This window comes from Streptomyces netropsis (assembly GCF_014203545.1).
Classification (GTDB): domain Bacteria; phylum Actinomycetota; class Actinomycetes; order Streptomycetales; family Streptomycetaceae; genus Streptomyces; species Streptomyces netropsis.
Map to the genome: position 1 here is coordinate 199,463 of NZ_JACHJG010000001.1, position 26,958 is coordinate 226,420.

General features: G+C 72.1%; 27 protein-coding genes and 1 tRNA gene. 14 read left to right on the forward strand and 14 right to left on the reverse strand.

The features are described 5' to 3' along the window. The first annotated feature begins 8 nt into the window (after window positions 1-8). The 3 genes from FHS38_RS00940 to FHS38_RS00950 are packed head-to-tail and all read left to right on the forward strand — an operon-like array spanning window position 9 to window position 1,533. Window positions 9-533: a hypothetical protein gene (locus FHS38_RS00940; protein WP_229821901.1), complete on the forward strand. Its 525-nt coding sequence runs from the start codon at window positions 9-11 to the stop codon at window positions 531-533. Window positions 534-576: 43 nt separating this feature from the next. Next, window positions 577-1,248 carry a lipoprotein gene (locus tag FHS38_RS00945; protein ID WP_184729666.1) on the forward strand — a complete coding sequence of 224 codons (672 nt, stop codon included), beginning with the start codon at window positions 577-579 and terminating at the stop codon, window positions 1,246-1,248. A 57-nt stretch (window positions 1,249-1,305) separates the two neighbouring features. Beyond that, a complete protein-coding gene (locus FHS38_RS00950) occupies window positions 1,306-1,533 on the forward strand; it encodes a hypothetical protein (RefSeq protein ID WP_184729668.1) in 228 nt (75 codons plus the stop codon). 14 nt (window positions 1,534-1,547) lie between these two features. On the opposite strand, the gene FHS38_RS00955 is transcribed toward FHS38_RS00950, so the two are convergent. Next, window positions 1,548-1,766, reverse strand: coding sequence for a DUF397 domain-containing protein (locus FHS38_RS00955; protein ID WP_184729670.1), 219 nt, complete (start codon window positions 1,764-1,766; stop codon window positions 1,548-1,550). Further along, on the reverse strand, window positions 1,763-2,593 hold the full coding sequence (locus FHS38_RS00960; RefSeq protein WP_184729672.1) for a helix-turn-helix domain-containing protein: 831 nt from the start codon (window positions 2,591-2,593) through the stop codon (window positions 1,763-1,765). Before FHS38_RS00960 ends, FHS38_RS00955 begins: the two co-directional genes overlap by 4 nt. A 130-nt stretch (window positions 2,594-2,723) precedes the next feature. Between FHS38_RS00960 and FHS38_RS00965 the strand changes: the two genes are divergently transcribed. Continuing rightward, on the forward strand, window positions 2,724-2,888 hold the full coding sequence (locus tag FHS38_RS00965; protein ID WP_184729673.1) for a hypothetical protein: 165 nt from the start codon (window positions 2,724-2,726) through the stop codon (window positions 2,886-2,888). A 182-nt stretch (window positions 2,889-3,070) separates the two neighbouring features. Here FHS38_RS00965 and FHS38_RS00970 read toward each other — a convergent pair whose 3' ends face one another. Genes FHS38_RS00970 through FHS38_RS00980 form a run of 3 tightly spaced genes read right to left on the reverse strand, consistent with a single transcriptional unit; the run spans window position 3,071 to window position 6,473 of the window. Continuing rightward, window positions 3,071-3,823 carry a succinate dehydrogenase/fumarate reductase iron-sulfur subunit gene (locus FHS38_RS00970; protein ID WP_184729675.1) on the reverse strand — a complete coding sequence of 251 codons (753 nt, stop codon included), beginning with the start codon at window positions 3,821-3,823 and terminating at the stop codon, window positions 3,071-3,073. Further along, a complete protein-coding gene (locus FHS38_RS00975) occupies window positions 3,820-5,766 on the reverse strand; it encodes a fumarate reductase/succinate dehydrogenase flavoprotein subunit (RefSeq protein ID WP_184729677.1) in 1,947 nt (648 codons plus the stop codon). Before FHS38_RS00975 ends, FHS38_RS00970 begins: the two co-directional genes overlap by 4 nt. Before the next feature lie 2 nt (window positions 5,767-5,768). Next, window positions 5,769-6,473: a succinate dehydrogenase cytochrome b subunit gene (locus FHS38_RS00980; protein WP_184729679.1), complete on the reverse strand. Its 705-nt coding sequence runs from the start codon at window positions 6,471-6,473 to the stop codon at window positions 5,769-5,771. 86 nt (window positions 6,474-6,559) lie between these two features. Here FHS38_RS00980 and FHS38_RS00985 point away from each other — a divergent pair, with 86 nt between their 5' ends. Then, window positions 6,560-7,465 carry a LysR family transcriptional regulator gene (locus tag FHS38_RS00985; RefSeq protein ID WP_184729681.1) on the forward strand — a complete coding sequence of 302 codons (906 nt, stop codon included), beginning with the start codon at window positions 6,560-6,562 and terminating at the stop codon, window positions 7,463-7,465. 158 nt (window positions 7,466-7,623) lie between these two features. Here FHS38_RS00985 and crcB (FHS38_RS00990) read toward each other — a convergent pair whose 3' ends face one another. The 3 genes from crcB (FHS38_RS00990) to FHS38_RS01000 are packed head-to-tail and all read right to left on the reverse strand — an operon-like array spanning window position 7,624 to window position 9,741. After that, window positions 7,624-7,968 carry a fluoride efflux transporter CrcB gene (crcB, locus tag FHS38_RS00990; protein WP_184729683.1) on the reverse strand — a complete coding sequence of 115 codons (345 nt, stop codon included), beginning with the start codon at window positions 7,966-7,968 and terminating at the stop codon, window positions 7,624-7,626. Further along, a complete protein-coding gene (gene crcB / locus FHS38_RS00995) occupies window positions 7,965-8,444 on the reverse strand; it encodes a fluoride efflux transporter CrcB (RefSeq protein WP_373301758.1) in 480 nt (159 codons plus the stop codon). Before crcB (FHS38_RS00995) ends, crcB (FHS38_RS00990) begins: the two co-directional genes overlap by 4 nt. Before the next feature lie 49 nt (window positions 8,445-8,493). Beyond that, window positions 8,494-9,741: a styrene monooxygenase/indole monooxygenase family protein gene (locus FHS38_RS01000; protein ID WP_184729685.1), complete on the reverse strand. Its 1,248-nt coding sequence runs from the start codon at window positions 9,739-9,741 to the stop codon at window positions 8,494-8,496. 270 nt (window positions 9,742-10,011) lie between these two features. On the opposite strand from FHS38_RS01000, the gene FHS38_RS01005 reads away from it, so the two are divergent. After that, a complete protein-coding gene (locus FHS38_RS01005) occupies window positions 10,012-10,251 on the forward strand; it encodes a chaplin (RefSeq protein ID WP_184729687.1) in 240 nt (79 codons plus the stop codon). Window positions 10,252-10,469: 218 nt separating this feature from the next. After that, window positions 10,470-11,648, forward strand: coding sequence for a hypothetical protein (locus FHS38_RS01010; protein WP_184729689.1), 1,179 nt, complete (start codon window positions 10,470-10,472; stop codon window positions 11,646-11,648). Between the two features lie 27 nt (window positions 11,649-11,675). Here the strand turns inward: FHS38_RS01010 and FHS38_RS01015 are convergent, their stop codons facing one another. The 3 genes from FHS38_RS01015 to FHS38_RS01025 form a co-directional block, all read right to left on the reverse strand. Further along, a complete protein-coding gene (locus FHS38_RS01015) occupies window positions 11,676-11,882 on the reverse strand; it encodes an acyl-CoA carboxylase epsilon subunit (RefSeq protein WP_184729690.1) in 207 nt (68 codons plus the stop codon). Window positions 11,883-12,067: 185 nt separating this feature from the next. After that, on the reverse strand, window positions 12,068-13,936 hold the full coding sequence (locus tag FHS38_RS01020) for a TerD family protein (protein WP_184729692.1): 1,869 nt from the start codon (window positions 13,934-13,936) through the stop codon (window positions 12,068-12,070). 249 nt (window positions 13,937-14,185) lie between these two features. After that, window positions 14,186-14,258: transfer RNA gene (locus FHS38_RS01025), tRNA-Arg, on the reverse strand. A gap of 305 nt (window positions 14,259-14,563) precedes the next feature. On the opposite strand from FHS38_RS01025, the gene FHS38_RS01030 reads away from it, so the two are divergent. The 7 genes from FHS38_RS01030 (at window position 14,564) to FHS38_RS01060 (ending at window position 23,748) form a co-directional block, all read left to right on the forward strand. Continuing rightward, window positions 14,564-16,213, forward strand: coding sequence for a dynamin family protein (locus FHS38_RS01030; RefSeq protein ID WP_184731022.1), 1,650 nt, complete (start codon window positions 14,564-14,566; stop codon window positions 16,211-16,213). Next, complete coding sequence (locus FHS38_RS01035) at window positions 16,210-18,315, forward strand: GTPase (protein WP_184729693.1); 2,106 nt, start codon at window positions 16,210-16,212, stop codon at window positions 18,313-18,315. Before FHS38_RS01030 ends, FHS38_RS01035 begins: the two co-directional genes overlap by 4 nt. A 177-nt stretch (window positions 18,316-18,492) precedes the next feature. Continuing rightward, window positions 18,493-18,963, forward strand: coding sequence for a single-stranded DNA-binding protein (locus FHS38_RS01040; RefSeq protein WP_184729695.1), 471 nt, complete (start codon window positions 18,493-18,495; stop codon window positions 18,961-18,963). A gap of 219 nt (window positions 18,964-19,182) precedes the next feature. Beyond that, window positions 19,183-20,628, forward strand: coding sequence for a Cys-Gln thioester bond-forming surface protein (locus FHS38_RS01045; RefSeq protein ID WP_184729697.1), 1,446 nt, complete (start codon window positions 19,183-19,185; stop codon window positions 20,626-20,628). 185 nt (window positions 20,629-20,813) lie between these two features. After that, a complete protein-coding gene (gene ettA, locus FHS38_RS01050) occupies window positions 20,814-22,478 on the forward strand; it encodes an energy-dependent translational throttle protein EttA (protein WP_184729699.1) in 1,665 nt (554 codons plus the stop codon). 2 nt (window positions 22,479-22,480) lie between these two features. Beyond that, window positions 22,481-22,951 (forward strand): acyl-CoA thioesterase, encoded by a 471-nt coding sequence (locus FHS38_RS01055; protein ID WP_184729701.1) that lies wholly within the window; start codon window positions 22,481-22,483, stop codon window positions 22,949-22,951. Then, a complete protein-coding gene (locus FHS38_RS01060; RefSeq protein ID WP_184729703.1) occupies window positions 22,948-23,748 on the forward strand; it encodes a DUF8010 domain-containing protein in 801 nt (266 codons plus the stop codon). The genes FHS38_RS01055 and FHS38_RS01060 overlap by 4 nt, the downstream gene beginning before the upstream one ends. Before the next feature lie 39 nt (window positions 23,749-23,787). Here FHS38_RS01060 and FHS38_RS01065 read toward each other — a convergent pair whose 3' ends face one another. The 3 genes from FHS38_RS01065 to FHS38_RS01075 form a co-directional block, all read right to left on the reverse strand. After that, window positions 23,788-24,192 carry a globin gene (locus FHS38_RS01065; RefSeq protein WP_184729704.1) on the reverse strand — a complete coding sequence of 135 codons (405 nt, stop codon included), beginning with the start codon at window positions 24,190-24,192 and terminating at the stop codon, window positions 23,788-23,790. Between the two features lie 183 nt (window positions 24,193-24,375). Continuing rightward, entirely contained in the window at window positions 24,376-25,404 is a 1,029-nt protein-coding gene (locus FHS38_RS01070; RefSeq protein WP_184729706.1) for an FHA domain-containing protein, read from the reverse strand. A gap of 94 nt (window positions 25,405-25,498) precedes the next feature. After that, the gene (locus FHS38_RS01075; RefSeq protein ID WP_184729708.1) at window positions 25,499-26,875 is read right to left on the reverse strand and encodes a vWA domain-containing protein; all 1,377 of its coding nucleotides are present in this window, start codon (window positions 26,873-26,875) and stop codon (window positions 25,499-25,501) included. Window positions 26,876-26,958 lie beyond the last annotated feature (83 nt).

Sequence of the window (26,958 nt, forward strand, 5' to 3'; positions counted from 1 at the left end):
ATCGTCGGATGAACAACCGTTCCCGCGCCGGGGTCCGGCGGCGACTGCGGTCGCTGGCCTACCTCGAGCTGTTCAACATCCCCCTGCAGGCCGGCCTCTGGTTCGGGGTGATCGGCTTCCCGGTGACGGCGGCGAACGCCGTGGGCTTCGCGCTGTTCGCGCTCCTCCTCGTGGAAGGCGCCGCGTACTGGCTGGCCAAGCTCCGCCGGCTCGAGGCCCCGGGGGCGTCCCTCCCGGGCGCCGGGGCCTTCGCGGCCCTCCGTGTGATCAACGTGCCAATACTGGCGGCGGGGGTGCTGTTCACCGTGTGGGCGGCCGTCGACGACCCGGGGGCCGGAAGCTGGCCGGGCCTCGGCTTCGCGCTGTTCGCGGTGCTGGAGCACGTGAACTACTTCCACACCCAGCTCATGTACGACACCGCCGAGGACCGCCGCAATCTGCGGGAGAACGGTCTGCGCCGCGCGCACCTAGCCCGCGACCTCGATCGCGCAAAGGGGCGCGCGAAAAGACGTTTGGGTGCGCCGTCCTTGTAGAGCTAGATTTGCGCGGTTAGTTCGAATGACGGGGAAAGATCTGATGCGCAAAATCACGTGGGCTGCGGCGACCGCGGTGCTCTCGGTCGGCATGCTCACCGGCTGCTCGTCCGCTGACGGAGAGAGCGGCGACACCGCGAAGGCCTCGGCCGGCGCGACGAAGGACACCGAGAAGAAGGACACCGGCAAGAAGGACACCGGAAAGGCCGCCGGGAAGAAGGACGACGCCAGGATCGGCGTCGCCGGTACGGCCTGTGAGCTTCCGGTCTCGTTCGAGGTGGCGAAGGGGTGGAAGCCCGCGGCGTCGTCCGCCGAGGACGCCAAGATGCTGGCCAAGCTGAACGGCCGTACGTCGGTCACGGCCTCCTGCGTGGTCGACGCGAAGCCGGCGGGCCTGCTCGGCAACATGCGGGTCTGGACAGCGGGGCGCACCGACAAGTCGCCGCGCCAGGTCCTGGACGCGTTCATGGCCGAGGAGAAGCGCGTCAGCGAGCAGGAATTCAGCGAGACCAAGGTCGGCGACCTGCCCGCCGCGGAGGTCACGTACAAGGAGTCGAGCCCGCTGCTGGACGAGCCGTCCCCGCAACGGGCCCTCGCGGTGACGACCCCGAAGGGCACGGTGGTCCTGCACCTCACCGCGTTCGACGGCGGCGAGTACAAGGACATGCTCCCGGCCTTCGAGCTGGCCAAGAAGACCATGCTCCCCGCCTCCTGAACCTATCCTCGGAAGCGTCTCCCGAGCCGGATGGACGCAAACTGAGGAGCGGGTGTTATGCGCAAGGCCCCAAGGGCGTTCTGGGAAGTCGGAGCCGCCATCTTGTTCGCCGCCGTCGTGGTTGCGGTGGCCCTTGCGGTCATGGGTGCGTTCGAGGTCGATGAGACGGTGAAGCCGCGTCCCGACAGGGACACTTCCTCCGCCGACCTCGACCTCGACTTCCCCGACCCGCCTCGTCCGCCCGAGATGCCCCACCATCCGGAGATTCCCCGCACGGTGCGGTGAGCGGCTGTCGCCGCTCAGTGCGACATCCGGCCCTCGTTCACGGCGGCGATGAACGCTCGCCACGATCTGGCGGGGAAGAGCAGGGCGGGGCCGTGGGGGTCCTTGCTGTCGCGTATGGGGACGGTGCCGGAGGGTATGTGGGCGGGGGCCCACTCCAGGCAGTTCCCGCCGTTGTTGTTGCTGTAGCTGGACTTGACCCACTCCATGCCGGAGAGGTCTGCAGTGGCACTCATGAGGGAAGCTCCTCCATGGCGGTGTAGATAAGCGCCGCCGTGTCGCTTGGTGGCAGGGCGTATGCAGTGATCAGATCGTAGGTCCGTTGGCAGGTGCCAACAATCTCCGGATCTTCCAGCAACTGGCCCGTCGTGATGCTCTCCTCATAGGCGACTGTGGTGCCGTCGTCCATGGTGAGGAGGGACAGTGAACCGCCCAACAGTCCATGTTCCCCGTGTTCGAATGGCAGAACCTGCACGATGCACGTCGGGGTGTCCACAATGGCGGCCAGCTCGGCCAACTGTCCGCGCCAAGCATCGGTTTCACCGATAGGGCGCCGTAACACGGCTTCGTCGATGATGATCGACAGATCTGGTGGCGAGTCGGCCCGTAGCAACGCTTGACGGCCCATTCGGGCCGCGACTAGCTCTTCGATCCGGCTCACGGTCAGTTTGCGTCCGCCTGAGCGGAAGATCGCGCGAGCGTAGTCCTCCGTCTGCACGAGGCCTGGTACGAAACACCCCGAGTACTCCCGGATGATCCGGGCCTGTGCTTCCAGCTGCATCCGGCGCCGATATTGGTCCGGATGGACCTCGTGCCGTGCCAGCGCGTACAGCCGCTCGAAGTGCCCGTCCGTGCCGAACGCCGCGTCCAGCCGACCGGCCAGATCCGGCGGCGGCATGTGCTCCGCGACCTCGATGCGGGACAGATGGCTCCGGCTGTAGCGGACGACCTCCGCCAGTCTCTCCAAGCTCATGCCCGCGAGTTCGCGGTGTCGGCGGACCTCGGACCCGAACAGGTGGCGGGCGGACCGGTCCGGTGTCAGTTCGCGTGATCGTCGCGCCATGCGCGTACCCCCTCATTTTCCCAAGGTTGGGGTTGGGAAATGAATCTCTTCCGGAGCGTACTCGCGGAGCGCAACGCTGGGGGCACACACGGTCATTACCCCCCCCCACACGTGAGGCACAGGTACTCCCATGCCCGAAACGGCCATGCCCCGCAGCCCGCAGCCCCGACCCGCGCCCTGCCCCGAGTGCCGACTGATCAAGGCGGCCTACGTGCTCGTGTCGCGCGCGGGCGACCGCGTCGCCGCTCGTGGATGGATCGCGGCCATGGGCCGTCACCACCGGGCGGTGCACTGATGGCGGCCGCGCGGCCCTGCGCGCACGTATTCTCCGACCGGGCGGCAGCCCGGGAGTGCAGGCGCTGCGGGGTGCGGCGGTTCGAGGGGTACGGGACGCTGTGGCGGGACGTCGCCCCGGTCCCGCGGGAGCGGGCCACCGTGCGTGGCACCGGCACGGTCACCTTCCGGCCTCCGGGGGAGTTACCGGCGCGCACCGCCCTTCAGCGTCGCCCGCAGATACTCCCGGTTCATCGTCGCGATCGACGACAGCGGGATCCCCTTCGGGCAGGCCGTCGCGCATTCGCCGGTGTTCGTGCAGCCGCCGAAGCTCTGGTCGTCCATCGCGCCGACCATGTCCAGGACGCGCGACTCCCGCTCCGGGGCGCCCTGCGGCAGCACGTTCAGGTGCACCACCTTCGCCGACGTGAAGAGCATCGCCGAGCCGTTCGGGCAGGCCGCGACGCACGCGCCGCAGCCGATGCACTCGGCGTGCTCGAAGGCGAGGTCCGCGACGGGCTTGGGGACGGGCGTGGCGTGGGCGTCCGGCGCGGCGCCGGTGGGGACCGACACGTAGCCGCCGGCGCCGATGATGCGGTCGAAGGCTGAACGGTCGACAACCAGGTCTTTCACGACCGGGAAGGCCGACGCGCGCCACGGTTCGACGTCGACCGTGTCGCCGTCCTCGAAGTGCCGCATGTGGAGCTGGCAGGTGGTGGTCCGCTCGGGGCCGTGGGCCTGGCCGTTGATCACCATGCCGCAGGCGCCGCAGATGCCCTCGCGGCAGTCGTGGTCGAAGGCGACGGGCTCGTCACCGGCGAGGATCAGCTCCTCGTTGAGGTGGTCGAGCATCTCCAGGAACGACATGTCCGGGGAGATGCCCGTGACCTCGTACGTGGTCATGGCACCGGCGGAGTCGGGTCCGGTCTGGCGCCAGATGCGCAGGGTGAGGTTCACGCGTAGCTCCGCTGGGTGGGGTGGACGTATTCGAAGTGCAGGTCTTCCTTGTGGAGCACGGGCGCGGTGCCCGTGCCCGTGAACTCCCACGCCGCCGCGTAGGAGAACTCCTCGTCCTTGCGCGCCGCCTCGCCCTCCGGCGTCGCACTCTCCTCGCGGAAGTGGCCGCCGCAGGACTCCGTGCGGTGCAGGGCGTCCAGGCACATCAGCTCGGCGAGCTCCAGGTAGTCGACGATCCGGTTCGCCTTCTCCAGCGACTGGTTGAGCTGCTCGCCCGTGCCCGGGACCTTGATACGCCGCCAGAACTCCTCCCGCAGCGACGGGATGCGGCCCAGCGCCTTGCGCAGTCCGCTGTCGGTGCGGGCCATGCCGCACTCGTCCCACAGCAGCTCGCCCAGCTCGCGGTGGAACGAGTCGGGGGTGCGGTCGCCGTCGTTGTCCAGCAGGCGCCGCAGCCGGGTGGTGACGTCGGTGACGGCTTCCGTGACCGCCGGGTGCCCCGGGTCGACCGGCTCGTGCGGGTGGCGGGCGAGGTAGTCGTTGATGGTGGCGGGGAGGACGAAGTAGCCGTCGGCCAGGCCCTGCATGAGGGCCGAGGCGCCGAGCCGGTTGGCGCCGTGGTCGGAGAAGTTGGCCTCGCCGATCGCGAAGAGGCCGGGGACGGTGGTCTGGAGGTCGTAGTCGACCCAGAGGCCGCCCATCGTGTAGTGGATCGCCGGGTAGATGCGCATCGGCACCTCGTACGGGTTCTCGGCGGTGATCCGCTCGTACATCTCGAAGAGGTTGCCGTACTTCTCCTCGACGGCCTTGCGGCCCATCCGGGCGATCGCGTCGGCGAAGTCGAGATAGACCCCTTGCCCGCCGGGCCCGACTCCGCGGCCCTCGTCGCAGACGTTCTTCGCGGCGCGGGAGGCGATGTCGCGCGGGACGAGGTTGCCGAAGGCGGGGTAGATCCGCTCCAGGTAGTAGTCGCGCTCGTCCTCGGGGATCCGCGCGGCGGGCCGGGTGTCGCCCTTGGCCTTCGGCACCCAGATGCGGCCGTCGTTGCGCAGCGACTCGCTCATCAGCGTGAGCTTGGACTGGTGGTCGCCGGAGCGCGGGATGCAGGTGGGGTGGATCTGGGTGAAGCAGGGGTTCGCGAAGTACGCGCCGCGCCGGTGGGCGCGCCAGGCGGCCGTGGCGTTGGAGTTCTTGGCGTTGGTGGAGAGGTAGAAGACGTTGCCGTAACCGCCGGAGGCCAGCACCACCGCGTCCGCGAAGTAGCTGGAGACCTCGCCCGTGACCAGATCGCGGGCGACGATGCCGCGCGCCCGGCCGTCGATGACGATCAGGTCGAGCATCTCGGTGCGGGGGTGCATCTCGACGCTGCCCGCCGCGATCTGCCGGGTGAGCGCCTGGTAGGCGCCGAGGAGCAGCTGCTGCCCGGTCTGGCCGCGGGCGTAGAAGGTGCGGGAGACCTGGACGCCGCCGAAGGAGCGGGTGTCCAGCAGACCGCCGTACTCGCGGGCGAAGGGCACGCCCTGCGCCACGCACTGGTCGATGATCTCGACGGAGACCTGGGCGAGGCGGTGCACATTGGACTCGCGGGCTCGGAAGTCGCCGCCCTTGACGGTGTCGTAGAAGAGACGGTGGATCGAGTCGCCGTCGTTGCGGTAGTTCTTCGCGGCGTTGATGCCGCCCTGGGCGGCGATGGAGTGGGCACGGCGCGGTGAGTCCTGGTAGCAGAACTGCACGACGTGGTAGCCCTGTTCGGCCAGCGTGGCGCCCGCCGCCCCGCCCGCGAGCCCCGTGCCGACGACGATCACGGTGTGTTTGCGGCGGTTGGCGGGGTTGACGAGCTTGGCGTCGAAGCGGCGGCGGTCCCAGCGCTCGGCTATCGGCCCGTCGGGAGCCTTGGCGTCGATGACGGGTGCGCCGACGCCGTAGTGCGCGTACTCGGTCATGGTCAGCTCACGACTCCTGTCAGGACACCGAGGGGCGGGGCGAGGAAGCCACAGGTCAGCAGGGCCGCCAGGGCGTTGGCCACGAACTTCAGCGCGCGGTCGCGGCGCGCGGAGTTGGCGCCGAGGGTCTGCGCGGCACTCCAGAAGCCGTGCCGGATGTGCAGGCCGAGGGCGAGCATCGCGACGATGTAGAAGGCCGTGACGGCGGGACGGTCGAAGGACGCGACGAGGTTCTCGTACGGGCGGCCCTGCTGGGCGTTGGGGTTCACGGTGAGGGTGGTGAGGTCGAGGATGTGCCAGACGATGAACAGGGCGAGGATCACCCCGCCCCAGCGCATCGTGCGGGTCGCGTAGCTCGCACGGTGCCGCTTGCGCCGGTACTTCTCCGGTCGGGCTGCCCGGTCAAGCCGGCTCAGCTGGAACGCGGCCACGCCGTGCAGTACGACGGAGGCGCTGAGCGCCACCCGCGCCGCCCACAGGAACCACTCCCGGTGCAGGAAGGGCTCGCCGACGGTGCGGATCCAGTGCCCGTAGTGGTTGAACTCCCCGGCCCCGAAGAACACCTTCAGATTGCCCATCATGTGGGCGACCAGGTACGCCAGCATGATCAAGCCGGTGACGGCCATGACCGCCTTCTTGCCGACGGTCGAGTGCCACACGGTGCCGATGAGGGACGGAGGCCGTTCCGTCCGGGTCGCCAGTGCCATGGGTCCGACGCTAGGCAGCCGCGCTCGATCCGTCCAAGACATGATGGAGCTGGTTTCCATAGGCAATGGCTATCTATGCTGGACGGGTGCAACTCCAACAGCTCCGCTACTTCGCCACGGTCGCCGAAGTCCGGCACTTCACCCGGGCCGCGGAGGTGCTGCACGTCGCCCAGCCGTCGCTCTCCCAGCAGATCCGGGCCCTGGAACGGGAGCTGGGCGCCGAGCTCTTCCACCGGGCCCGGGGGAACATCACCCTGACCGACGCGGGGGAGGCGCTGCTGCCGCTCGCCCGGCGGATCCTCGCCGACACCGAGACCGCGCACCGCGAGGTCCAGGAGGTCGCCCAGCTGCGCCGGGGCCGGGTGCGCCTCGGCGCACCACCGAGCCTGTGCGCGAGCCTGGTGCCGGACGTGCTGCGGACGTACCACGCCCGCTACCCGGGCATCGAGCTCCTCATCGAGGAGGGCGGCTCGCAGGACCTCGTCCGCACCCTCGCCTCCGGCGGCCTCGACCTGGCCCTGATCATCACCCCGCTGGCCGTCGGCGCCCCGGCCCTCGCGACCACGGAACTCCTCCACGAGGACCTGGTCGCCGTCTCCGACCCCGCCTCACCCGCCCCGACCCGACGCCGGGCGCTGCGGGTCGCGGACCTGCGGGGGCTGCCGATCGTGATGTTCCGCCGCGGCTACGACCTGCGCGAGATCACCACCGCCGCCTGTCGCGCCGCGGGTTTCGAGCCGTCCTTCAGCGTCGAGGGCGGCGAAATGGACGCGGTCCTCGGCTTCGTCCGCGCGGGCCTCGGTCTCGCCGTGGTCCCCGGCATGGTCGCGGCCCGCTCCGGCCTGCGCGTCACGCCCTTCGACGACCCCCGCATGCGCCGCACCATCGCGATCGCCCACCGCAAGGACGCGACACCGCCGCGCGCGGCGCGCGAGCTGCGGCGGGTGCTGCTGGAGCACTTGGGGGTGGAGCGCGGCGCACTCGGGTCGTAGTCCCACGTCCAGTCGGTCACAGCCCCGCCTCGGCTTCTGCCGCCTCCAGGATGAGCCTGATCTCGGTGACGGCTTCTCTGCCCGCCTCGCCCTTGTCGATGGCTCGTTCCAGCTCGGGCAGGCGGGCAGCGCGCTCCGGCTGGCGAAGGTCCCTGCCTTCACCCCACCAGCGCCGCCCCCGCGCAGGCCGCGCCCAGGCCGCAGGCCACGCTCGCGACGACGTTCGCCGCCGCGTACGCGCGCTTTCCCTCCTCCGCCAGCCGCAGGGTCTCGTAGGAGAACGTCGAGTACGTCGTGAGCGCCCCGCACAGGCCCGTGCCCAGGGCCAGGTGGACGTCGGCCGTCGCGCCGGTGAGGAGGCCGAGGACGAGGGAGCCGGTGACGTTGACCGTGAACGTGCCCCAGGGGAAGGCCGAGGCGTGGCGGGACTGGACGGCGCGGTCGGTGAGGTAGCGCAAGGGGGCGCCGACCATCGCGCCGGTGATGACGAACAGCCACGTCACGACATCGCCTGCCGGTGGAGCAGGCGGCGGGTCGCCGAGGCCGTCGCCCAGACCGCCGCCAGCGCGGCGACCGGGGTGGCGGCCAGGTAGGCCAGGGCGGTCGCCGTGCGGTCGTCCGCCAGCAACTGCCGGATGTCCACCGCGTACGTGGAGAACGTGGTGAAGCCGCCCAGGATCCCCGTGGCGAGGAACGGCCGCAGCAGCGGGTGGGGCGAGGCGAGGTGGGTCACCACGGTCAGGACGACGCCGATCAGCGCGCAGCCGACGAGGTTGATCAGGAACGTCGTCCACGGGAAGGCGCCGCCGGCGGTCGGCCACAGGAGTCCCGCGCCGTAGCGGGCGGCGGCCCCCAGGCCGCCCCCGGCCGACACCGCGCAGAGCACCGGCCAGTGCTCGCGGACCGTGCCGCGCAGGTCCTCCGCTTCGACGTCGGGGTCGATCGGCTCGATCGTTTCCGCCGGTCCGGGCCGGTCCACGTCCGCCGTCTCCTCCTTCGCCGCCTCCCCTTCACAAGACGGCCCCAGGCTACCGCCGGACCGTGGCGGAGCCGATCGCCGCCAGATAGGCGTCGGCGCGGTCGGGGTCCGTCAGCCAGTCCTGGAAGCCGGCCGGATCCGCGTAGCCGTTCACATAGCGGTGGGCGATCTCCGGGTGGTCGGCCGCCGCCGTCAGTACGCGGCGTACGTGCTCGGGCCGTGGGCCCAGCATGAGGTTGGTGAAGGCGGTGACGTGCCGCGCGTGTTCCCAGAACGCCGCGAACGTCCCGCTCATCCACGCCCGGTCGAAGGCCCCCTCGCCCCGGTCCGCGACCGACCGGAGGTAGCCCGCCGCGCAGCGGGCCGCGCTGTTCGAGCCCTGCCCGGTGATCGGGTCGTTGAGGACCACCGCGTCGGCCATGCCCAGCACGTGCCGGCCCGGGGCGACCTCGGCGACCGGCCGGCGGACCGTCGGGGTGACGGCGCCGAAGAGCGCCGCGCCCGCGTCCGTCGGCTCCGCCTCCGCGCACAGCTCGTACTCCCAGGGCGCGTACCGCCGGAGCAGCTCCAGCGACCGTTTCAGCGTCGCCTCCGGGTCCGGGCGGTCCTGCCAGCAGTCCAACGGGCCGCCGGGGTGCCCCTCCCAGAACAGGATGTGGCACGGGCCCTCGGCGACCAGGGCGGGCAGCACGAAGAACTCGCCCGCCTCCCCGGCGGAGTAGAGCCGTCCGTGCGGGCCGGGCAGATCCGGGCCGCGCCCGACGCCGTGCAGATAGACGCAGGCCAGGGCCCGCTGCGGCCGGTCGTACGGGCTGTGCCGGTCGTCGCGCGCGAAGGTCTCGGCGAGCGCGCCGCGGCCGGAGGCGACCACCGTCAGATCGTGGGCCGAGGCCAGGTCCGCGAGGTCCGCCGGGGTGACCGCCCGGTACTCCACCCGGCCGCCGCGCTCTTCGAACAGCTCCAGCCAGCGTGCCGTCTTGACCCGCTGGTCGACGGACCGGGCGGGCTCGTCGAAGGGGGCGGCCAGGGAGCGGATCCGCGCGCCTGGCGGATCGATCGAGGCCATCGACATGCCCTCCAGGGCCGGGGCCGCGCCGTCCCACAGGTTCAGGCCCGCCGCCCGCTCCAGGGCGAGCGCGGGGCCGAACATCAGCTGCGTGGACATGACCCGCCCGGCCCGGATCCGCTCCGGCGTCCGGTCCGAGACCACGGTCACCTCGTACGCCCCCTCGGCCCGCAGCCCCAGGGCCAGTTGCAGCCCCGCCTGCCCCGCTCCGACGATCGCGATCCTGCGCATCGCTGCCTCCGTTGCCGGTCCCGTTGCCGGTCAGGTGCCCGTCCGTGGTCCCGCGGGGCCACGCCCGCACCCCGTTGTAGCGGTGCCCGGCGCGCGCTGTACAGATGGCGCGCGCCCCCGTCCACCGCCGTCACGACGGACGGCGTGTCCCGCTTCGGTCACCCGTCCGCGCGTTGTACGAAACCTTTGCGAGGTTTGGGCGTTTATCCGGCTCCCGACCGTCACCGGCCGGGAGCTCCTCCCCGTACGACCAAGCAAAGGTGTCTCCCCATGTCACGTATCGCCAAGGCAGCAGTCCTGACCGCCACCATGGGCGCCGCTATCGCTGGCTTCAGCGGCGGCGCCGTCGCCGACTCGGGCGCCAAGGGTGTTGCCGCCGGGTCCCCGGGCATCATCTCGGGCAACGTCATCCAGGTGCCCATCCACGTGCCGATCAACCTCTGCGGCAACACCATCGACATCCTCGCGCTGCTGAACTCGACGAACGGCAACACCTGCGTCAACGCCTGACCGGAAGCGGGCCGGGAGCGATCCCGGCGGCTCCGGGCGGGGCGCTCTCTCTTCGGCCCCCTTCGCCCCGGCCCCGGAACGTTTCGTGTGGCGCCCCCGACCTCGTCGGCGGGCGCCACACGCATGTGCGCGTCCGCCCACCCGACGACCGCATTAGCATGCGCACGTCATGGAGCGCTTCCCTCCGGAGCGCCTCCCTCTCTCGACGGAAGCAACGCATGCGAATCAAGCGGATACTCGCCGCGACCGCCGCCCTCACCGCCCTCGTCACCACCGCCGCCTGCGACGGCGGCAAGGGCAACGGCCACGCGGCCCCGGCCGGGGCGAACGGCACCGGTGCCGCCCGGCCCGACACCGGGCCGCCGTCCGCCGGTTCGCTGGGCGAGGCGCAGAAGTACATCCAGCGCCACACCTCGTGCGAGCAGCTGAGCACCGAGCCCGCGGACGAGCGACTGCCTTCCGACGATCCGGTGAAGCCCGGGGCGTGGTCCGTGACCGAGCGGGGCGTGTGCAGCGACCGGCGCGAGAAGGGCGAGATCCTCGTCTACCGCACCGCCGACATGAAGGAGTTCCAGGCGGCCTACAAGAAGCACGTCATGGACTCGATCGCCGGCGGGAAGGGCGACTACGGGCTCTTCAGCCGTCTCTTCGTCGGCAAGGACTTCGCGGTCGTCCCGAGCCGGACCGAGTCCGCGATGGCCCTCGCCAGGTCCGGGCTGCGCATCCTCACCTGCAACCCCACCTTCGGCGTCCCCAAGGGATACACGAAGGAGCCGGCACTGGTCGAACACTGCGGCCTGAGCGACTTCGTCAACAGCGAGGACGGCAAGGGCAGCGTGAACCACCAAAGCCCGGAGGAGGAGGGGCGGGAACGCGGGGAGAGCGCCCGCCCCAAGGAAGGCCGCAAGCCCGAGGACAGCCTCGGCCTGGCAGCCGCCGGCAGCCTCGCCGAGCTGAGGAAGCTCGTCCACCACGAACTCGGCTGCGAGCAGTTCTCCACCGACCCCGAGACCGTGTCCATCTCCTCCATCGACTACCTGCCCGCCATCGAGGGCGACCACAAGATGTGGGGCGTCGGCGAACGCGGCATGTGCGGCTACCCGGGCGGTGAGCGCCGGGCCCACGCCCTGTCCTGGCTCGACAAGGTCGACGACATGATCACCTTCCAGACCAAGGCCAAGGCCGCCCAGGTGAAGGAGCTCCGGGAGAACGGCGGCCGGCTCAAGGCGACCAGGAGCATGGTGCTCGTCGGGAAGAACGTCGCGGTCGAGACCAACGACGCGGCGTCCCGGCACGGTCTCTACCAGGCGCAGTTCCTCAACCTGAACTGCCAGGAGGGCTTCACCGCCCCCGAGGGCTACCGCTTCGAGAAGCACTGGTCAACGGCTGCGTCCTGACCAACTACGAAGGCAGCTGACCCTCCGTCAGCGCTGCCAGCTGTGCGGGGCGCGGAAGCCCTGCGTACGTTCAAGACGCCGCCACCGCGCCGAGGAGGCGTGATGGCCGCCGCCCCGGCCCCGGCCACCGCTCCCGGCCGCGGCGGCGCGGGCCAGCAGCACCGCCGTGAGGGCGGCGACCTCCTCCTCGCTCGCCCGGCCCCGCTCGACACGGACGAGGTAATCGCTGCTCATCGCTGTCCCCACCCCTCACTCGGCGGGCCCCGCGGGGACCGCGGGGCCGTTCGGCACCTCGGGACCCATCATGTGGGTGGGGTCATGGGGGACCGCTCGAGCCTCGATGGGGCCGCCGACGGTGTCCGGCGGGGGCCGGCGTCGACCGGCGGAACGAGGGCCCGCGACACCGCCGCGGCCCGCGGTCAGTCCTCGACGTCGACACCGTAGCCGCGGGCGAGCGCGGCGAGACCGTGGTCGTAGCCCTGCCCGACGGCACGGAAGCGCCAGACCGGGCCCCGGCGGTAGATCTCCGCGAGGAGCATCGTCCGCTCGGTGGTGGCCGCGTCCAGGGCGGACTGGGTGAGGGGCGCGGCGCTGCCGCCGGGGCCCGTGGTGACCTGGATCGCGCCCACGTCGCCGAACGTCGGGGTGCCGTCGATGGCGGCCGCCACCACCACCTTGCGGACGGCCGGCGGCAGCGTGCCGAGGTCGGTGGTGATGGTCTGCTCCGTCGGCCCGTCGGTGAGGAGCCGCACGGCCCCGCCGGGGCTCTCCGGCGCTCCGAAGAAGACGAAGTTCTCGTCGCGGGAGACCTGGTCGTCCTCGTCGACGAGGAACGCGACGAGGTCGATCTCGGACGTCGTCCCCTGGGCCCAGGAGGCGGTGACGGTCCACGCGGACGCCGTCGAACGGCCCGGCAGGTCGATGACGCCTCCTCTCGGCAGGACCCGTGGGACCCGCCGCCCGGCGGTGGACCGCGCGAGGGGCTCGGCGGTGGGCTCGTCGAGCCAGCCGGAGCCGTGGGCGGGGATCTCGAGCGCGGTGATCCGCCGCATGCGGCGGTCGGTGTCGGCCCCGTCGAGCAGCACCACGTCGGTCACGCCGGCGGACAGGTTGATCGCCGCGGCCCCGCCCAGTTCGACGATCCGCAGGCGCGCCGCCGCCGCGGCCGGGTGGGTGCCGCCCAACACGAGCACCCGCCGCCCCGCCAGGGGCTTGCCCGTATCCGCCGCCGTCGGCTCAGGCTCTCTGGCGGCGGGAACGGGCGCGGGCGGCGCCACGGCGGGTTCGGGCGCGGGAACGGGCGCCGCCGGCGTCGCCACGGCGGGTTCGGCCGGGGGAGCGGCCACGGCCTGCTGCTCGTGCGGCGTTCCGGGCCGTACGTCGCCCAGCAGCCGCAGGAAGGTGTGCTCGTCGACGACGGGCACGCCCTCGGCGACGGCACGCCGCGCCTTGGCGGATCCTGACGCCTGGTCATTGGTGACGAGGACGCTGGTGTGCCGGCTGACGGAGGACATCACGTTCAACCCGGCGGCGACCGACCGGGCGACCAGCTCGGCGCGGGACGTGGCGGTCTCCCCGGTGATGGCGACCTTCATGCCCTGGGCCAACGAGCCCCCGGCGGGCAGCTGTCCGGGGTTGCGGAAGGCGCACGGCGTCTTGGGCGGCTTCGGGGTGAACTGCGCGTCCTGCCGGGGCGGGCAGGTCACCAGGGGCAGCGGCAGATCGAGCCGGGCCGCCTCCCGCAAGGAGGCGCGCAGCACCCCGGCCAGCACGCGCGTGTCGTCCAGCGCGTCGTGTGCGCGGAGCTGGGGAACGCCGTAGTGGGCGGCCAGCGTGCCGAGCTTCAGATCGTCGGTCGCCGGGTCCACCCGTCGGTTCAGCGCCAGGGTGCACAGCCGCTGGGAGACCGGGAGCCACATCCGCGCCCGGGCGAACTCGTGGGCGAGGAAGTCGTAGTCGAACTGCGCGTTGTGGGCGACCAGGACACGGTCCTGGAGCATGGCCCCGATCCGCCCGGCCACCTGCTCGAACGTCGGGGCGCCCGCCAGCCGATCCGCCGTCAGCCCGTGCACGTGCACCGGCCCGGGGTCGCAGCCGGGGTTCAGCAGGGTCGAGAACTCCCCGGTCTGCTCGCCGTCCGGCCCGACCGTCACCACGGCGACGGACAGCACCCGATGCTGCCGCGCCACCAGCCCCGAGGTCTCCACGTCCACCAGCGCCCAGTCGAAGGCGTAGTCGCGCGCGTCTGGCACGGTGCCGGAGGTGCCGGAGGTGGAGGCGAGAGTCATGGCGACAAGGATGATCCGATATTCAACCCTCGTTCAACCCACATGGCCATTTGTCCGTGTCTGCACCCCGGAGGGGAGGGGCGCCAGGTGCGCGAATCGATCGGTCCGGGGGTCGGGTGCTTGCCTCATGGGCCACCGCCGTCACAGGCCTTCCCGGCGCTTACGCCGCCACTACGCGATCCTCGCTAAGGTGCCCCTGACCTGCGAAAAAGCCCTCCGGGAAGGAGGGCTGGACCAGCATGGGAAGAGCGCCCCCGGCAGGACTCGAACCTGCGGCCAAGCGCTTAGAAGGCGCCTGCTCTATCCACTGAGCTACGGGGGCCGGTGTGTGCGGCGGTCGCGGACGGCTGAAGCCCCGGGCTCGGTGGTGCCGTGACCTTGCCGGGGACAAGGATAGGGCTCCGCGTACCTCGTCCCGGTTGCTTCACCTCCGTGACACGATGTGGAGGTTCGGTGAAGCGGTCCTGATAATCGCAGGCAGGTGCGAATTTTGCATCGCTTTTGACGCCTCACGCGCCGGGTGTTGTGTACTCGTTATGCCTGGGCCTCATTCGCCACGCCTCGCGCGCCATGGGCTATACGCTTCAAAAACACAACAGAATTGGGCATTCTGCACGTGTGGCGACCTTGGACGTACGGCCCCGACTGCTCGACGCACTGTCCGCACTGCGTGACCGTGTCGACGCCGCACGCTTCCCGCTCCCCCTTCCCGGCGCCGCCCGCGCCCGTCGAAACCGTGCCGAACTCCTGGCGCAGCTCGACGACTACCTCGTGCCCCGCCTGTGCGCCCCCGAAGCGCCGTTGCTCGCGGTTGTCGGGGGATCCACCGGGGCCGGCAAGTCCACGCTGGTCAACTCCCTGGTGGGCCGTCGGGTCACTGAGGCCGGGGTCCTGCGGCCGACAACCCGTACGCCAGTTCTCGTCTGTCATCCGGACGACCACCACTGGTTCGCCGGGCCGCGGATCCTGCCGGAGCTGCGCCGGGTGTGGGTGCCGGCCCAGGACAACGTGGTCCGGGAGGCGTTCAGCGTGTTCGAGGGGGACGGCCGGGCCGGGATCGAGGAGGCGGCGGACGACGTGGGGGGCGGGGCCGACGAACCCGCCGCCCTGCGGATCGAGACCGACCGGTCCCTCCCCCGCGGCCTCGCCCTCCTCGACGCGCCCGACATCGACTCCCTCGTCACCCGCAATCGTGAACTCGCCGCCGAGCTGATCTGCGCCGCCGACATCTGGGTACTCGTCACCACCGCGACCAGGTACGCCGATGCGGTGCCCTGGCACCTGCTGCGGACCGCCAAGGAGTACGACGTCACGCTCGTCACCGTGCTGGACCGTGTGCCGCACCAGGTGTCCGTCGAGGTGTCCCGGCAGTACGCGGCGCTGCTGGAGGCGGCCGGGCTCGGAGACGTACCCCGCTTCACCATCCCCGAGCTCCCCGAGTCCGCCGGCGGGGGCAGCGGGCTGCTGCCCGCCACCGCCGTCGCGGGGCTGCACGCCTGGCTCGCCCAGCGGGCCCAGGACCCGGCGGCCCGGACCGTGGCCACCGCCCGTACCGTCCGCGGCGTCCTCGCGTCGCTCCAGTCGCGGCTGCCCGGCCTGGCCGGGGCATCGGCCGTCCAGCACGCGGCGGCCGTACGACTGCTCCAGCGGGTGGAGGACGCGTACGGGCGGGCCGCCGAGCGCGTACGACGGGAGACCGCCGCCGGCGAGGCGCTCGCGGGCGACGCCCTCACCCACTGGCGCGGCCAGCCGCTCGACAGCACCCCGGACGAGCTGCTGACCGCCCTCACCGGCTCCCTCACCGCCCTCCTGTGCTGCGCCGCCGACGCCGCGGACGAGGACATCGCCGTGGCCTGTGGCGCCGAGCCCGCCGCCGCGGCCGCCCTCACGCCGCGCGACCCGGACGGCGCCGCCGGCCGGATCGGGGTGGCCGTGCGCCGCTGGCGACGCTGTCTGGAAGAGATCGTGGAGGAGGAGGTACGGGCCCTCGAGCGCGGCGCGGCCCTCGACGCCGAGCGGATCGCCGGCCTCCTCGCCGCGGGTCTGCTGGGCGGCCGTCGGGCCCGTACGGCCGGGGAGACGCTCGCCGAGATGCTCGGGGCACAGGGCGCGCTGCGACTGCGCGACCGGGGCGGACAGTTGCTGGCCGCATGCCTGGAGCAGGTGCTCGACGCCGAGCGGGACCGGCGGACCGCCCACCTCGACGCCCTCGACGTGACCCCCGACCCGCAGGTCGAGCTCATCGCCGCGCTGTCCGTACTGCAGAAGGAAAGGTGACGGCCGTGCACTCCGCCGACAGCCGCGACGAACCCGAAGGCCGCACCGGACGACGTCACGAGCGCGGGGAGCAACAGTTTCCCGACCGCCCGCCCCAAACCTGGGACGACGGGCTGATCGCACGCCGGGCGCAGCCGGAGAGCTCCCGGCGGGGCGGCCGCGACGGCGCTCCCGCGCGGGACCACGGCCGTCCGCCCGCGCGGCCCCCGGCCGCCCCGCCCCGGGTCGCGACGCCCACCGGCAACGCCCTGCGGCCCCGTTTGGAGGCGCTGCGGGAACTGGTCGGGCTGTCGCGGGCGCGGCTGGACCGGCGAACGCTGGCCGAGGCGGGGCGGGTGCTGGAGGAGGCCGAGGCGCGGCAGCGGCACTCCCTCGACCTGACGGTGGTGGCGCTCGCCGGGGCGACGGGCAGCGGCAAATCGACGCTGTTCAACACGCTCGCCCGGGCGCCGCTCTCGGAGGCCGGGGTGCGACGGCCGACCACCGCCGCACCGGTCGCCTGCACATGGACGGACCGCGCGGACGGCCTGCTCGACCGGCTCGGCATCGCCCCGAGGGCGCGCCGGCTGCCGTCCCGCCCCTACGACCCGGGGCTGAGCGGGCTCGTCCTGCTCGACCTGCCCGACCACGACTCGGCGGCGCCGGGCCACCGGGAGCAGGTGGACCGGTTGCTGGGGCTGGTGGACGCGGTGATCTGGGTGGTGGACCCGGAGAAGTACGCGGACGCGGTGCTGCACGAGCGCTATCTGCGGCCGCTGGCGGGCTACGCCGAGGTGACCTTCGTCGTGCTCAACCAGGTGGACCGGCTCTCGGGCGACGCCGCCGACCAGGTGCTGGACGATCTACGGCGGCTGCTGGACGAGGACGGCCTCGCACTCGGCGAGCACGGTGAGCCGGGCGCGGCGGTGCTCGCCCTCTCGGCCCTGACCGGAGAGGGCGTCGGCGAACTGCGGCAGATGCTGGGACAGTTCACGGCGCGGCGCAGCGCGGCGGAGCTGCGACTGGCCGCGGACGTGGACGGCGCGTCGGCGCGGCTGCGCCCCGCGTACATGGCCGAGGGACGGCCGGGGCTCACGGAGCGGACGCGGCAGGAGTTCGAGGACCGGCTGGCGGAGGCGGTGGGCGCCCAGGCGGCCGGGCTGGCGGCGGAACGGGCCTGGCTGCGGGACGCGGAGCGCGCGTGCGGGACGGCATGGGCGCCGGTGCGTCGCCGGTACGAGCGGAAGCGGGCGGCGGCCAAGGGCGGCGCCGGACGGGGCGCGGAGACCGGGGTGACCGGCGCGGGGAGCGGTGGCGCACGGGTGCCGCGCGCCGCGCGGGCCGACGCGGCCCGTCGAGGTGCCACCACCGGGGCGGAGGGCAAGGCTCCGGTTGTCGCCGGGGCCCCGGGTTCCGGGCGTGCTGATCCTGCGACAGATTCCGCTTCGGGTTCCGTTTCGAGTCCCGTTCCGGGATCCGCCGCGGGTTTCGTCCCGGCCTCTGTGTCCTGGCCCGGATCCTCGGGGGCCGGAGCATCCGCGACCGGCGGCCCGGTCGGCTCCGGTCCCGGCATCCCCTCCTCGTCCCGCCGCACGGCCTCCCGGCCGCTCGTCGAGCAGGCCGTGCGGACCCTCGCGTACGAGGCCTCCGTGGGGCTGCCGGGCCCTTGGGCGCAGGCCGTGCGCGAGGCGGCGGGGCGCGGGACCGAGGGGGTGGCCCAGGCGCTGGACGAGGCGGCCTCGGCGGCGGCCGGGGCAGCGCGGCCGCCGCGGCCCAGGTGGTGGGCGGTGGTGGCGGTCGTGCAGGTCGCGCTGCTGACACTGCAACTGGCGGGCGTGGTGTGGCTGGTGGGGGCGGTCGCGGGAGTGTTCGGCGCCGAGTGGTGGGCCCCGGGCCTGCTGATCACGGCCGGCGGAGTGGGCGGGCCGATCCTCGCCTGGGGCTGCCGACTGGCGGCCCGCGGCCCGGCCCGCAGGCACGGGTCGGAGGCGGAGCGCCGACTGCGGGGCGCCGCGGCGGGGTGCGGGCGGGCTCGGGTGCTGGAACCGGTGGTGGCCGAGCTGCTGCGGTACCGGGAGGTACGGACGCAGTTCGTGATCGTGTCGGGAGACGCGCAGGCGTAGACGGGCTGGCGCGTGACGCCCCCTCACCCCTGGGTGTGCCGCCCCTCACTCCTGTGGGGGGCGGCCTTTTCCCCAACGGACCGGTCGTCCACAGGCCCCGGCGGACCCCGCCGATCCGGGGCAGCATGAGGTCACCGGTCAGGGCGGGTCAGTCGAACCATTCGGGGGGCGGTCGGTATGAACGAGACGTTGGTGACGGTCGTGGGGAACGTCGCGACGCAGCCGGACTTCAGGGAGTCGGCGAACGGGGCGGCGGTGTCGCGGTTCCGGCTCGCGGCCACAGTGCGCCGTTGGGACCGGGGCCGCGAGGAATGGGCGGACGCGTACACGAGCTTTTACACCGTGTGGGCATGGAGGACCCTGGCCGCGAATGTGGTCGCCTCGGTGTCCATCGGCGAACCCCTCCTCGTGCAGGGGCGGTTGAGAATTCAGGAGCAGGAACGCGAGGGGAAACGGTGGCTCTCGGCGGACATTGACGCCACGTCGATCGGGCACGACCTCGCGCGCGGCACCTCGGCGTTCCGACGGGTCTCGCCCGCCCGGCCCCTACCGCTCGAGCCCGTGCGGATGACCGGGGTGGCGGGCCCGGCCGACGCCGGTGAACCGCTCGCCGCCCGGGAGCCCGCGGGGGCGGCAACCGCCCAGTGAAATGAGGGGTTTGTCCCGGTGATTTATCGATAATGCCGGGACGAAAGAGCCTTCCCGGTAACGATTCCGATTCGGATCGGTTGAGCGCACGTATGGGTGGGCATCGGGCCGCGGCCGCTCCTTAGGATCCCGTTCGTATCAACGAGGGCTTCTGAGTTTTGAGTTCGCCGGCGAGCCGCACCGATCTGGGTCGATCCACGCTTGCCTGAAAGGAAATCGATGATTTCTGTAACGAGGCGCGGAGCTGCCCGCCTTACCGCAGTGGTCCTGGCCTCCGGAACGGCGGTGACGGGCGCGATAGCCGCCGGGGTCCCCGCCGCAGCGGACGAGGCGCCACAGAATGCGGGCGGTGTCAGCGCCTCGCTCGGCCGCATCACGGCCGGCTCCGAAGCCGTCGTGCGCGACGCGCGCAAGACCGGGAGCGTCCAGGCCGGCCTGTTCGAGATGAAGGTCGACGGCGGCGGCACGCTGCAGACGTACTGCGTCGACATCCGCACCAACACGGTGGAGGGCGCGCGGTACAAGGAGACCGGCTGGAGCGAGTCGTCCCTGCACGGCAACAAGGACGCGGGCCGGATCCGCTGGATCCTCCAGCACTCCTACCCCCAGGTGAACGACCTCGCCGCGCTCGCCAAGGACGCCGGGTCGGGCCCCCTCGACGCGAACACCGCCGCGGCGGGCACCCAGGTCGCGATCTGGCGCTACTCGGACCACGTCAAGGTCGATGCCAAGAACCCGGCGGCCCAGAAGCTCGCCGACTACCTCCACAAGAGCGCCGAGGACGTCGCGGAGCCCAAGGCGTCCCTCACGCTCTCCCCGCCGGCCGTCTCCGGGAAGTCCGGGCAGAAGCTCGGTCCCGTCACCGTCCGCACCAACGCCGGCAGCGTCTCCGTGGCACTCGCCGGTGACGCCGCGGGCAAGGGCGTGAAGATCGTGGACAAGGCCGGGAAGCCGGTCACCACCACCGGCAACGGCGGTCGGCTCTTCTTCGACGTGCCCTCCGGCGCGGCCGACGGCACCATCTCGCTCAAGGCCACGGCCGCCACCAAGGTCCCGGTCGGCCGCGCCTTCATCGGGGACCACACCAAGACCCAGACGCAGATCCTGGCCGGTTCGAGCGAGAGCACCGTCTCCGCCACCGCCACCGCGAACTGGGCGAAGAAGGGCGCCATACCGGCGCTGTCGGCCAGGAAGAGCTGCGCCAAGGGCGGTGTGGAGATCACCGCGGACAACAAGGGCGACCAGGCGTTCACCTTCGAGCTCGAGGGCAGGAAGCACACCGTCAAGCCCGGCGGCTCGGAGACCACGCTCGTGAAGGTGGCCGAGGACCAGGCCTACAAGTTCACGATCAAGGGGCCGAACGGCTTCTCCAAGACCTTCGCCGGGATCCTGGACTGCGAGACCGCGCAGAACACCCGGGTCACCCGGATCGGCACCCACGGCGCACCGGGCGCCGCCGCGCCCTCCCCCCGTCCGAGCAGGACCCCGGCCGGCTCCACCGGCGGCTCCCACGGCTCCACCGGCAGCGGTACCACCGCCGGTGACCTGGCGAGCACCGGCGGTAGCACCGCCACCCCGAAGATCGCGGGCGTGGCGATCGTCCTGGTCGTGGTCGGCAGCGGAGCGGTCTACCTCCTCCGCAGGAACAAGACGGCGGGCCAGTGACGCGAGGCGAGGGCCCCGGCGGGAGCCGGGGCGACGGCCGAGGTGTGAGCCGCGTGTGAGCGGCTCCGAGGTCCCGGCGGGCCCCGCCGCGCCGGGACCGCGCCCGCAACCCGTTTCCGCCCAGGGCGCCCGGTGCGGCAAGATGGGTTGTATCTGCCCACTCATCGATTGCCGGACGGTTTCTCTTGGCTGAGTACATCTACACCATGCGCAAGACGCGCAAGGCGCACGGCGACAAGGTCATCCTCGATGACGTGACGCTGAGCTTCCTGCCCGGTGCGAAGATCGGTGTGGTCGGCCCGAACGGCGCCGGTAAGTCCACCGTCCTCAAGATCATGGCCGGGCTGGAGCAGCCCTCCAACGGCGACGCGTTCCTCTCGCCGGGCTACAGCGTCGGCATCCTGATGCAGGAGCCGAAGCTCGACGAGTCCAAGACGGTCCTGGAGAACGTCGAGGACGGCGTCGCCGAGGTCAAGGGGAAGCTCAACCGCTTCAACGAGATCGCCGAGCTGATGGCGACGGACTACTCCGACGCGCTGCTCGATGAGATGGGCAAGCTCCAGGAGGAGCTCGACCACGCCAACGCCTGGGACCTCGACGCGCAGCTCGAGCAGGCCATGGACGCGCTGGGCTGCCCGCCCGGCGACTGGCCGGTCACCAACCTCTCCGGTGGTGAGAAGCGCCGCGTCGCGCTCTGCAAGCTGCTGCTCGAGGCCCCCGACCTGCTGCTGCTCGACGAGCCCACCAACCACCTCGACGCCGAGTCGGTGAACTGGCTGGAGCAGCACCTCTCCAAGTACGCGGGCACCGTCGTGGCGATCACCCACGACCGGTACTTCCTCGACAACGTCGCCGAGTGGATCCTCGAGCTGGACCGCGGCCGCGCGCTCGCCTACGAGGGCAACTACTCCACGTACCTCGAGAGCAAGCAGGCCCGTCTCAAGGTCGAGGGCCAGAAGGACGCCAAGCGCGCCAAGCGGCTCAAGGAAGAGCTGGAGTGGGTCCGCTCCAACGCCAAGGGCCGTCAGGCCAAGTCCAAGGCGCGTCTCGCTCGCTACGAGGAGATGGCGGCCGAGGCCGACAAGATGCGGAAGCTGGACTTCGAGGAGATCCAGATCCCGCCGGGCCCGCGTCTGGGCTCCATCGTCGTCGAGGTCAACAACCTCTCCAAGGCCTTCGGTGACAAGGTCCTCATCGACGACCTGTCCTTCACCCTGCCGCGCAACGGCATCGTCGGCGTCATCGGCCCGAACGGTGCCGGCAAGACGACGCTGTTCAAGATGATCCAGGGCCTCGAGACCCCCGACTCGGGCGAGATCAAGGTCGGCGAGACCGTCAAGATCTCCTACGTCGACCAGTCCCGCGCCAACATCGACCCGAAGAAGACGCTGTGGGCCGTCGTCTCCGACGAGCTGGACTACATCAACGTCGGCCACGTCGAGATGCCGTCGCGGGCGTACGTCTCCGCGTTCGGCTTCAAGGGCCCGGACCAGCAGAAGCCGGCCGGCGTCCTGTCCGGTGGTGAGCGCAACCGCCTCAACCTCGCGCTCACCCTCAAGCAGGGCGGCAACCTGCTCCTCCTCGACGAGCCGACCAACGACCTCGACGTCGAGACCCTGTCCTCGCTCGAGAACGCCCTGCTGGACTTCCCCGGCGCGGCAGTGGTCGTCTCCCACGACCGCTGGTTCCTGGACCGGGTCGCCACGCACATCCTGGCGTACGAGGGCAACTCGAAGTGGTTCTGGTTCGAGGGCAACTTCGAGTCGTACGAGAAGAACAAGGTCGAGCGGCTCGGAGCGGACGCGACGCGTCCGCACCGTGCCACGTACAAGAAGCTGACCCGGGGCTGACCGTGGCGCGCCACCTGTACTCCTGCCCCCTGCGCTGGTCGGACATGGACGCGTTCGGCCACGTGAACAACGCGGTCTTCGTGCGCTATCTCGAAGAGGCGCGCATCGACTTCATGTTCCGACTGGCGCCGGGGGAGGGCAGCGAGTCCTTCCAGGGCGGGTCCGTCGTGGCCCGGCACGAGATCGACTATCTGCGCCCCCTGGTCCACCGGCATGAGCCGGTGACCATCGAGACGTGGGTGACCAAGGTGGGCGCCGCCTCCCTGACCGTCGCCTACGAGGTCAAGGACGCGGACCAGGTGTACGTACGGGCCTCCACCGTCGTCGTCCCGTTCGACTTCGACCGGGGCAGGCCGCGGCGGATCACCGCCGAGGAGAAGATGTTCCTGGAGGAGTTCCGGGACGACGCCGATCCGGCGGCTCCTGACGCGGGCGGCCGGCGGGGCACCGCGAAGGAGGCCGTCGCCGTATGACGGCGTACCGGCCCGAGCACGGTGAGCGGCTGAGCTTCGCCGACGCCGGGGAGGCGGCCGACCTGGCCGCCTTCCTGGCCCGGCTGATCCACTACGACCGTGCCGCCGCCGTCCGTCTGCAGGCGGGCGGCGGGGTGCTCGGCGTCTTCGGCCGTCCGCCGTCCTTCGAGGTGCTCGCGATCCGCACCGCCCGGCTGACGGACGACGTCTCGCTGGACGTCACCGTTTCGGCCGGGCAGCTGGCCGACGCCCTCGACGCGGCCGGTGCCGGCCGCGCCGCCCGGGCCGACGGCCCGGACATCACCGTGCCCGAGTCCGTCACCGGCCCGCCGTGGGCCGGCCTGCTGCCGCCGCGCGGCGGCTGGCAGCGGGTGGCGGGCCTCCCGGACGTGACGGCCGCGCGGGGCGCGGTCGCCGCCGCGGTCGCGGAGTTCCGCGCCCGTGACGAAGCACTCCCCGAGCAGCACCGGACCCGTGCCGAGCGTGACCGCATCGGTCGTGAGATCTGGTCCCGCACCCTCGGTGACACCCGGCTGCCGCTGCGCGCGGTCCACGCCGCGCAGTCGCTGGGATTCCTGCGGCCCCCGCGGACCGTGCCCGTGCCCCGCACAGGGACCGGGGCCGCCGAGGCCGCGCACGAGGTGTCCACCGAGCCCCGCGCGGCCGTGGCGACGATCGTCGCCCCCGAGCCGCTGGCCCTCTTCGCCGCAGGCGGCTGGCTGCGGCTGCGCACCCCCTACGGCTCGATAGCCGTCCGTACGGGCGGGCTCCCCGGCCTCACCGTCACCCCGGCCTGACGGGCCGGCGGAAGCCCGGGGGCCGGCCCCGCCGGGCGCTCAGCCCTCGGTGTTGACCATCGACGCGGCGGCGTACGTCAGGTAGTTCCACAGCTGCTCGGCGTGGGCGGGCGAGAGCTCCAGCTCGTCCACCGCGTCCCGCATGTGCCGCAGCCACGCGTCGTGCGCGGCGCGGTCCACGGTGAAGGGCGCGTGCCGCATCCGCAGCCGCGGATGGCCGCGGTTGTCGCTGTACGTACGGGGGCCGCCCCAGTACTGGATGAGGAACAGCAGCAGCCGCTCCTCGGCCGGGCCGAGGTCCTCCTCCGGGTACATCGGCCGCAGCAGCGGGTCCTCCGCGACGCCCTGGTAGAAGCGGTGGACCAGGCGCCGGAAGGTCTCCTCGCCGCCGACCTGCTCGTAAAAGGTCTGCTCCTGAAGCGTGCCGCGTGGAATCTTGTTCACGCTCCCATGGTCTCAGACCGCCCGGCCGAGGACCGGCGATGTAGGACCACCGGTAACGGGACTCCGGCACCGGTCCGGCCGTATCCGGCCATACCCGCGAGTAGCCGCGGAGAGGGGCCACAGGAACGTTTCGGCGTCCCCGTGCCCGGCCATCGCCTGCGCCGTCCGCCCCCCCGCCGGGTGTCAGCCCCGGTGGACCGTGATCGTGGTCCACGCCCCGACGTGCACCCGGTCGCCGTCCTGGAGGGGGACGGGGACGTAGGGCTGGATCGAGTCCTCGGAGCCGTTGATCGTCGTGCCGTTGGTGGAGTCCTGGTCGACGACCGCCCAACTGCCGTCCGGCTGCTGGACGAACATGGCGTGCTGGTGCGAGACGCCCGGGTCCTCCGGCGGCCGGGACAGATCGATGTCGGGCGACTCGCCCGTGCTGTGCCGACGGCGGCCGATGGTGACCTGGTGGCCGCTGAGCTGGAGGCGCAGCTCGGGGGAGTACGCGGGGAGGTTGAGCCCGGACGCCTCGGGGCCGCTGCGGTTCATCATCGACCGGAAGTACTCGCGGTCCGGCGCGATGACGGCGACCCAGCCCGCGGGCGGCGCGAGCGGCGGCCCCTGCGACGGCACGGGCGGCGGGGCTCCCTCCGCGACGGCGGCCGGGGACTGCGGCTGCGGCTCGTATCCGTACCGCGGGGTGGACGGGGTGCTCGGCGGCGACAACACCCAGTCGCTCTCACCGAACGTCTGGGCCTGCGGTTGCGGCTGCGGCGTGAGCGGCTCGGCGGGACGGTTGATCTGGGACGGGCGTGAACCGTGGTACTCGAAGCTCTGCGGCGGCGGGGTCGGCCGCGACGGCGGCGGCGGTGCCGACTGGAAGCCCTGGACCTGCGACGGCGGGGTCGCGTACGGGTTCGTCGCCTGCGTCAGGAAGTTGTAGCGGCACTCCTCGCAGAACGGGGCCTGCGCCTCCCGGGGCGTGCGGCAGTGCGGACACAGCTCCGCCTGCATGGTGGCGTCGCCACCGGGATCCGGGAAGCCGTAGCCACCGGAAGCGTCACCGGGCACGCTCTGCGGGCCGCTCGCGCCGGTCAGGGGCGGTGCGGGAGGCGGGGGCGGGGGGACGGCACCCGTGGGTGCGGGAGCCCCCGACATCCGGTGGCCGCACACCTCGCACCAGTCCTCGGCCGCCGACTGATGGCCGTTCGGGCAGGTCGGCATCTCGGTTCATTCCCCCTCGTGTGCCGTTCGGCGACGATCTCCGCCGCGGCCGCCCACATGCGTCCGCCGCGCCCATTCTTCCCTGTTCAGGTCTTCACTTCTTGACGCGAACCGTCTTGGTGGAGCGGGTTTCCAGCGTCATCTGCGCCTCCGCCGAGACCTTCGCCTTCAGCCGCACAGTACCCGCCGCCGCGTCCACGACGTCCACGACCTTCGCGAGCAGTTTCGCGGTGTCATCGTTACCCGAACGGCTGGCCAATTGCACGGCCCGCCCCAGTTTCGCCGTGGCGCCGTCCAGGTCCCCCGACTTGCGCAGCTCCAGGCCCTGTTGGATGACCCGGGCCAGTTCTGCCTGGCCGGTGTAGTGGGCGACCTGCGCGTTGATGGAGGTCGACGCCGCCAGATCGTCCGTCCACACCGCCCGTACGAGCCCCTGCGCGAGCACCTGCGGCGGCGAGCCGTCCGGCGCGGGCAGCACGAGGGAGACCCGCGCGGCGAGCATCTCCTGTCCCACCTCGGCGTTCGGCACTCGAACGCACACGTGGTAGTCCCGCGACTCGTCGCCCCACGAGCCGGTGGGGTAGTCGCCCGCGCGCGGCCCGGCCTCGGTGCGGCGGCCGGTCAAGTCCTCCACCGTCGGTGCCACTTGCTTGACGAACCGCACCTCGGCGCCCAGCGGGGTCCACAGCCGCAGGGAGACGTCCGCGATCTCCTTGCCCATGACGGACTCCATCATTCCGGTGAAGTCCGCGGCCAGGCCGGCCGGGTCGGCGACGATGTCGGCGGTGCCCAGGAGCGCCGACGCGATGCCGGTGACCTCCTTGACCTCCCAGTCCGTCCCCACGCCCCGGGCGTCACAGGTGAACCGGCCCGCGCACGCCTCCAGTGTCGTCAGCAGCTCTTTGGGGCCCTCGTGTTCGTTGCGGCCGTCGGTGAGCAGGATGCCGTGACGTATCGCCGCGTCCGAGGAGGCGAGCAGCTTGTCGGCGAGGCGCAGCCAGGTGCCGATGGCGGTGCCGCCGCTCGCGTTGATCTTGCGCAGGGCCTCCTTGGCCTGGCCGCGGGTGGTGGCGTCCGCCACCGCGAGCCGGCCGCCGCCGGGGTAGATCTCCTTCGCCTGGTGGGTGCCGGAGACGACGGCGAAGGCGACGCCGTCGCGCAAGGTGTCGATGGCGGCGGCGGTGGCGTCCCGGGCGTTGCGCATCTTGGTGGGCGGGTACTCCATCGACCCGGAGGAGTCGACCATGATGACGACGGCCGCGTCCGGGGCCGCCGCGGGAAAGGACCCCGAGGGCGAGGACGAGGGCGAGGAGGAAGCGAAGGCCGGCACGGGCGTCTCTCCGGTGGTGCCGCCGCCGGTGGCGGTGACCGTGACGATCGCATTGACCTCACGGCCGCCCTCGGGCAGATGCGTGTTCTGGTAGACCTCGGCAGAGAACCGGGGCACGCGCGGCTTGGAGAAATTCGCCATCGGATCCGCTCCTTCGTTCCACGTGGACACATGGACGGGCGGACAGGCGCGCCGGTGCCCCGAAGTGACACCGGCGTGCGATC

Excerpts from the sequence above, each read along its gene's own strand:
- FHS38_RS00940 (WP_229821901.1), top strand. The coding sequence starts at position 9 with ATGAACAACCGTTCCCGCGCCGGGGTCCGGCGGCGACTGCGGTCGCTG.
- FHS38_RS00945 (WP_184729666.1), top strand. The coding sequence starts at position 577 with ATGCGCAAAATCACGTGGGCTGCGGCGACCGCGGTGCTCTCGGTCGGC.
- FHS38_RS00950 (WP_184729668.1), top strand. The coding sequence starts at position 1,306 with ATGCGCAAGGCCCCAAGGGCGTTCTGGGAAGTCGGAGCCGCCATCTTG.
- FHS38_RS00955 (WP_184729670.1), bottom strand. The coding sequence starts at position 1,766 with ATGAGTGCCACTGCAGACCTCTCCGGCATGGAGTGGGTCAAGTCCAGC.
- FHS38_RS00960 (WP_184729672.1), bottom strand. The coding sequence starts at position 2,593 with ATGGCGCGACGATCACGCGAACTGACACCGGACCGGTCCGCCCGCCAC.
- FHS38_RS00965 (WP_184729673.1), top strand. The coding sequence starts at position 2,724 with ATGCCCGAAACGGCCATGCCCCGCAGCCCGCAGCCCCGACCCGCGCCC.
- FHS38_RS00975 (WP_184729677.1), bottom strand. The coding sequence starts at position 5,766 with ATGACCGAGTACGCGCACTACGGCGTCGGCGCACCCGTCATCGACGCC.
- FHS38_RS00980 (WP_184729679.1), bottom strand. The coding sequence starts at position 6,473 with ATGGCACTGGCGACCCGGACGGAACGGCCTCCGTCCCTCATCGGCACC.
- FHS38_RS01000 (WP_184729685.1), bottom strand. The coding sequence starts at position 9,741 with ATGCGCAGGATCGCGATCGTCGGAGCGGGGCAGGCGGGGCTGCAACTG.
- FHS38_RS01005 (WP_184729687.1), top strand. The coding sequence starts at position 10,012 with ATGTCACGTATCGCCAAGGCAGCAGTCCTGACCGCCACCATGGGCGCC.
- FHS38_RS01010 (WP_184729689.1), top strand. The coding sequence starts at position 10,470 with ATGCGAATCAAGCGGATACTCGCCGCGACCGCCGCCCTCACCGCCCTC.
- FHS38_RS01015 (WP_184729690.1), bottom strand. The coding sequence starts at position 11,882 with ATGAGCAGCGATTACCTCGTCCGTGTCGAGCGGGGCCGGGCGAGCGAG.
- FHS38_RS01020 (WP_184729692.1), bottom strand. The coding sequence starts at position 13,936 with ATGACTCTCGCCTCCACCTCCGGCACCTCCGGCACCGTGCCAGACGCG.
- FHS38_RS01040 (WP_184729695.1), top strand. The coding sequence starts at position 18,493 with ATGAACGAGACGTTGGTGACGGTCGTGGGGAACGTCGCGACGCAGCCG.
- FHS38_RS01045 (WP_184729697.1), top strand. The coding sequence starts at position 19,183 with ATGATTTCTGTAACGAGGCGCGGAGCTGCCCGCCTTACCGCAGTGGTC.
- FHS38_RS01060 (WP_184729703.1), top strand. The coding sequence starts at position 22,948 with ATGACGGCGTACCGGCCCGAGCACGGTGAGCGGCTGAGCTTCGCCGAC.
- FHS38_RS01070 (WP_184729706.1), bottom strand. The coding sequence starts at position 25,404 with ATGCCGACCTGCCCGAACGGCCATCAGTCGGCGGCCGAGGACTGGTGC.
- FHS38_RS01075 (WP_184729708.1), bottom strand. The coding sequence starts at position 26,875 with ATGGCGAATTTCTCCAAGCCGCGCGTGCCCCGGTTCTCTGCCGAGGTC.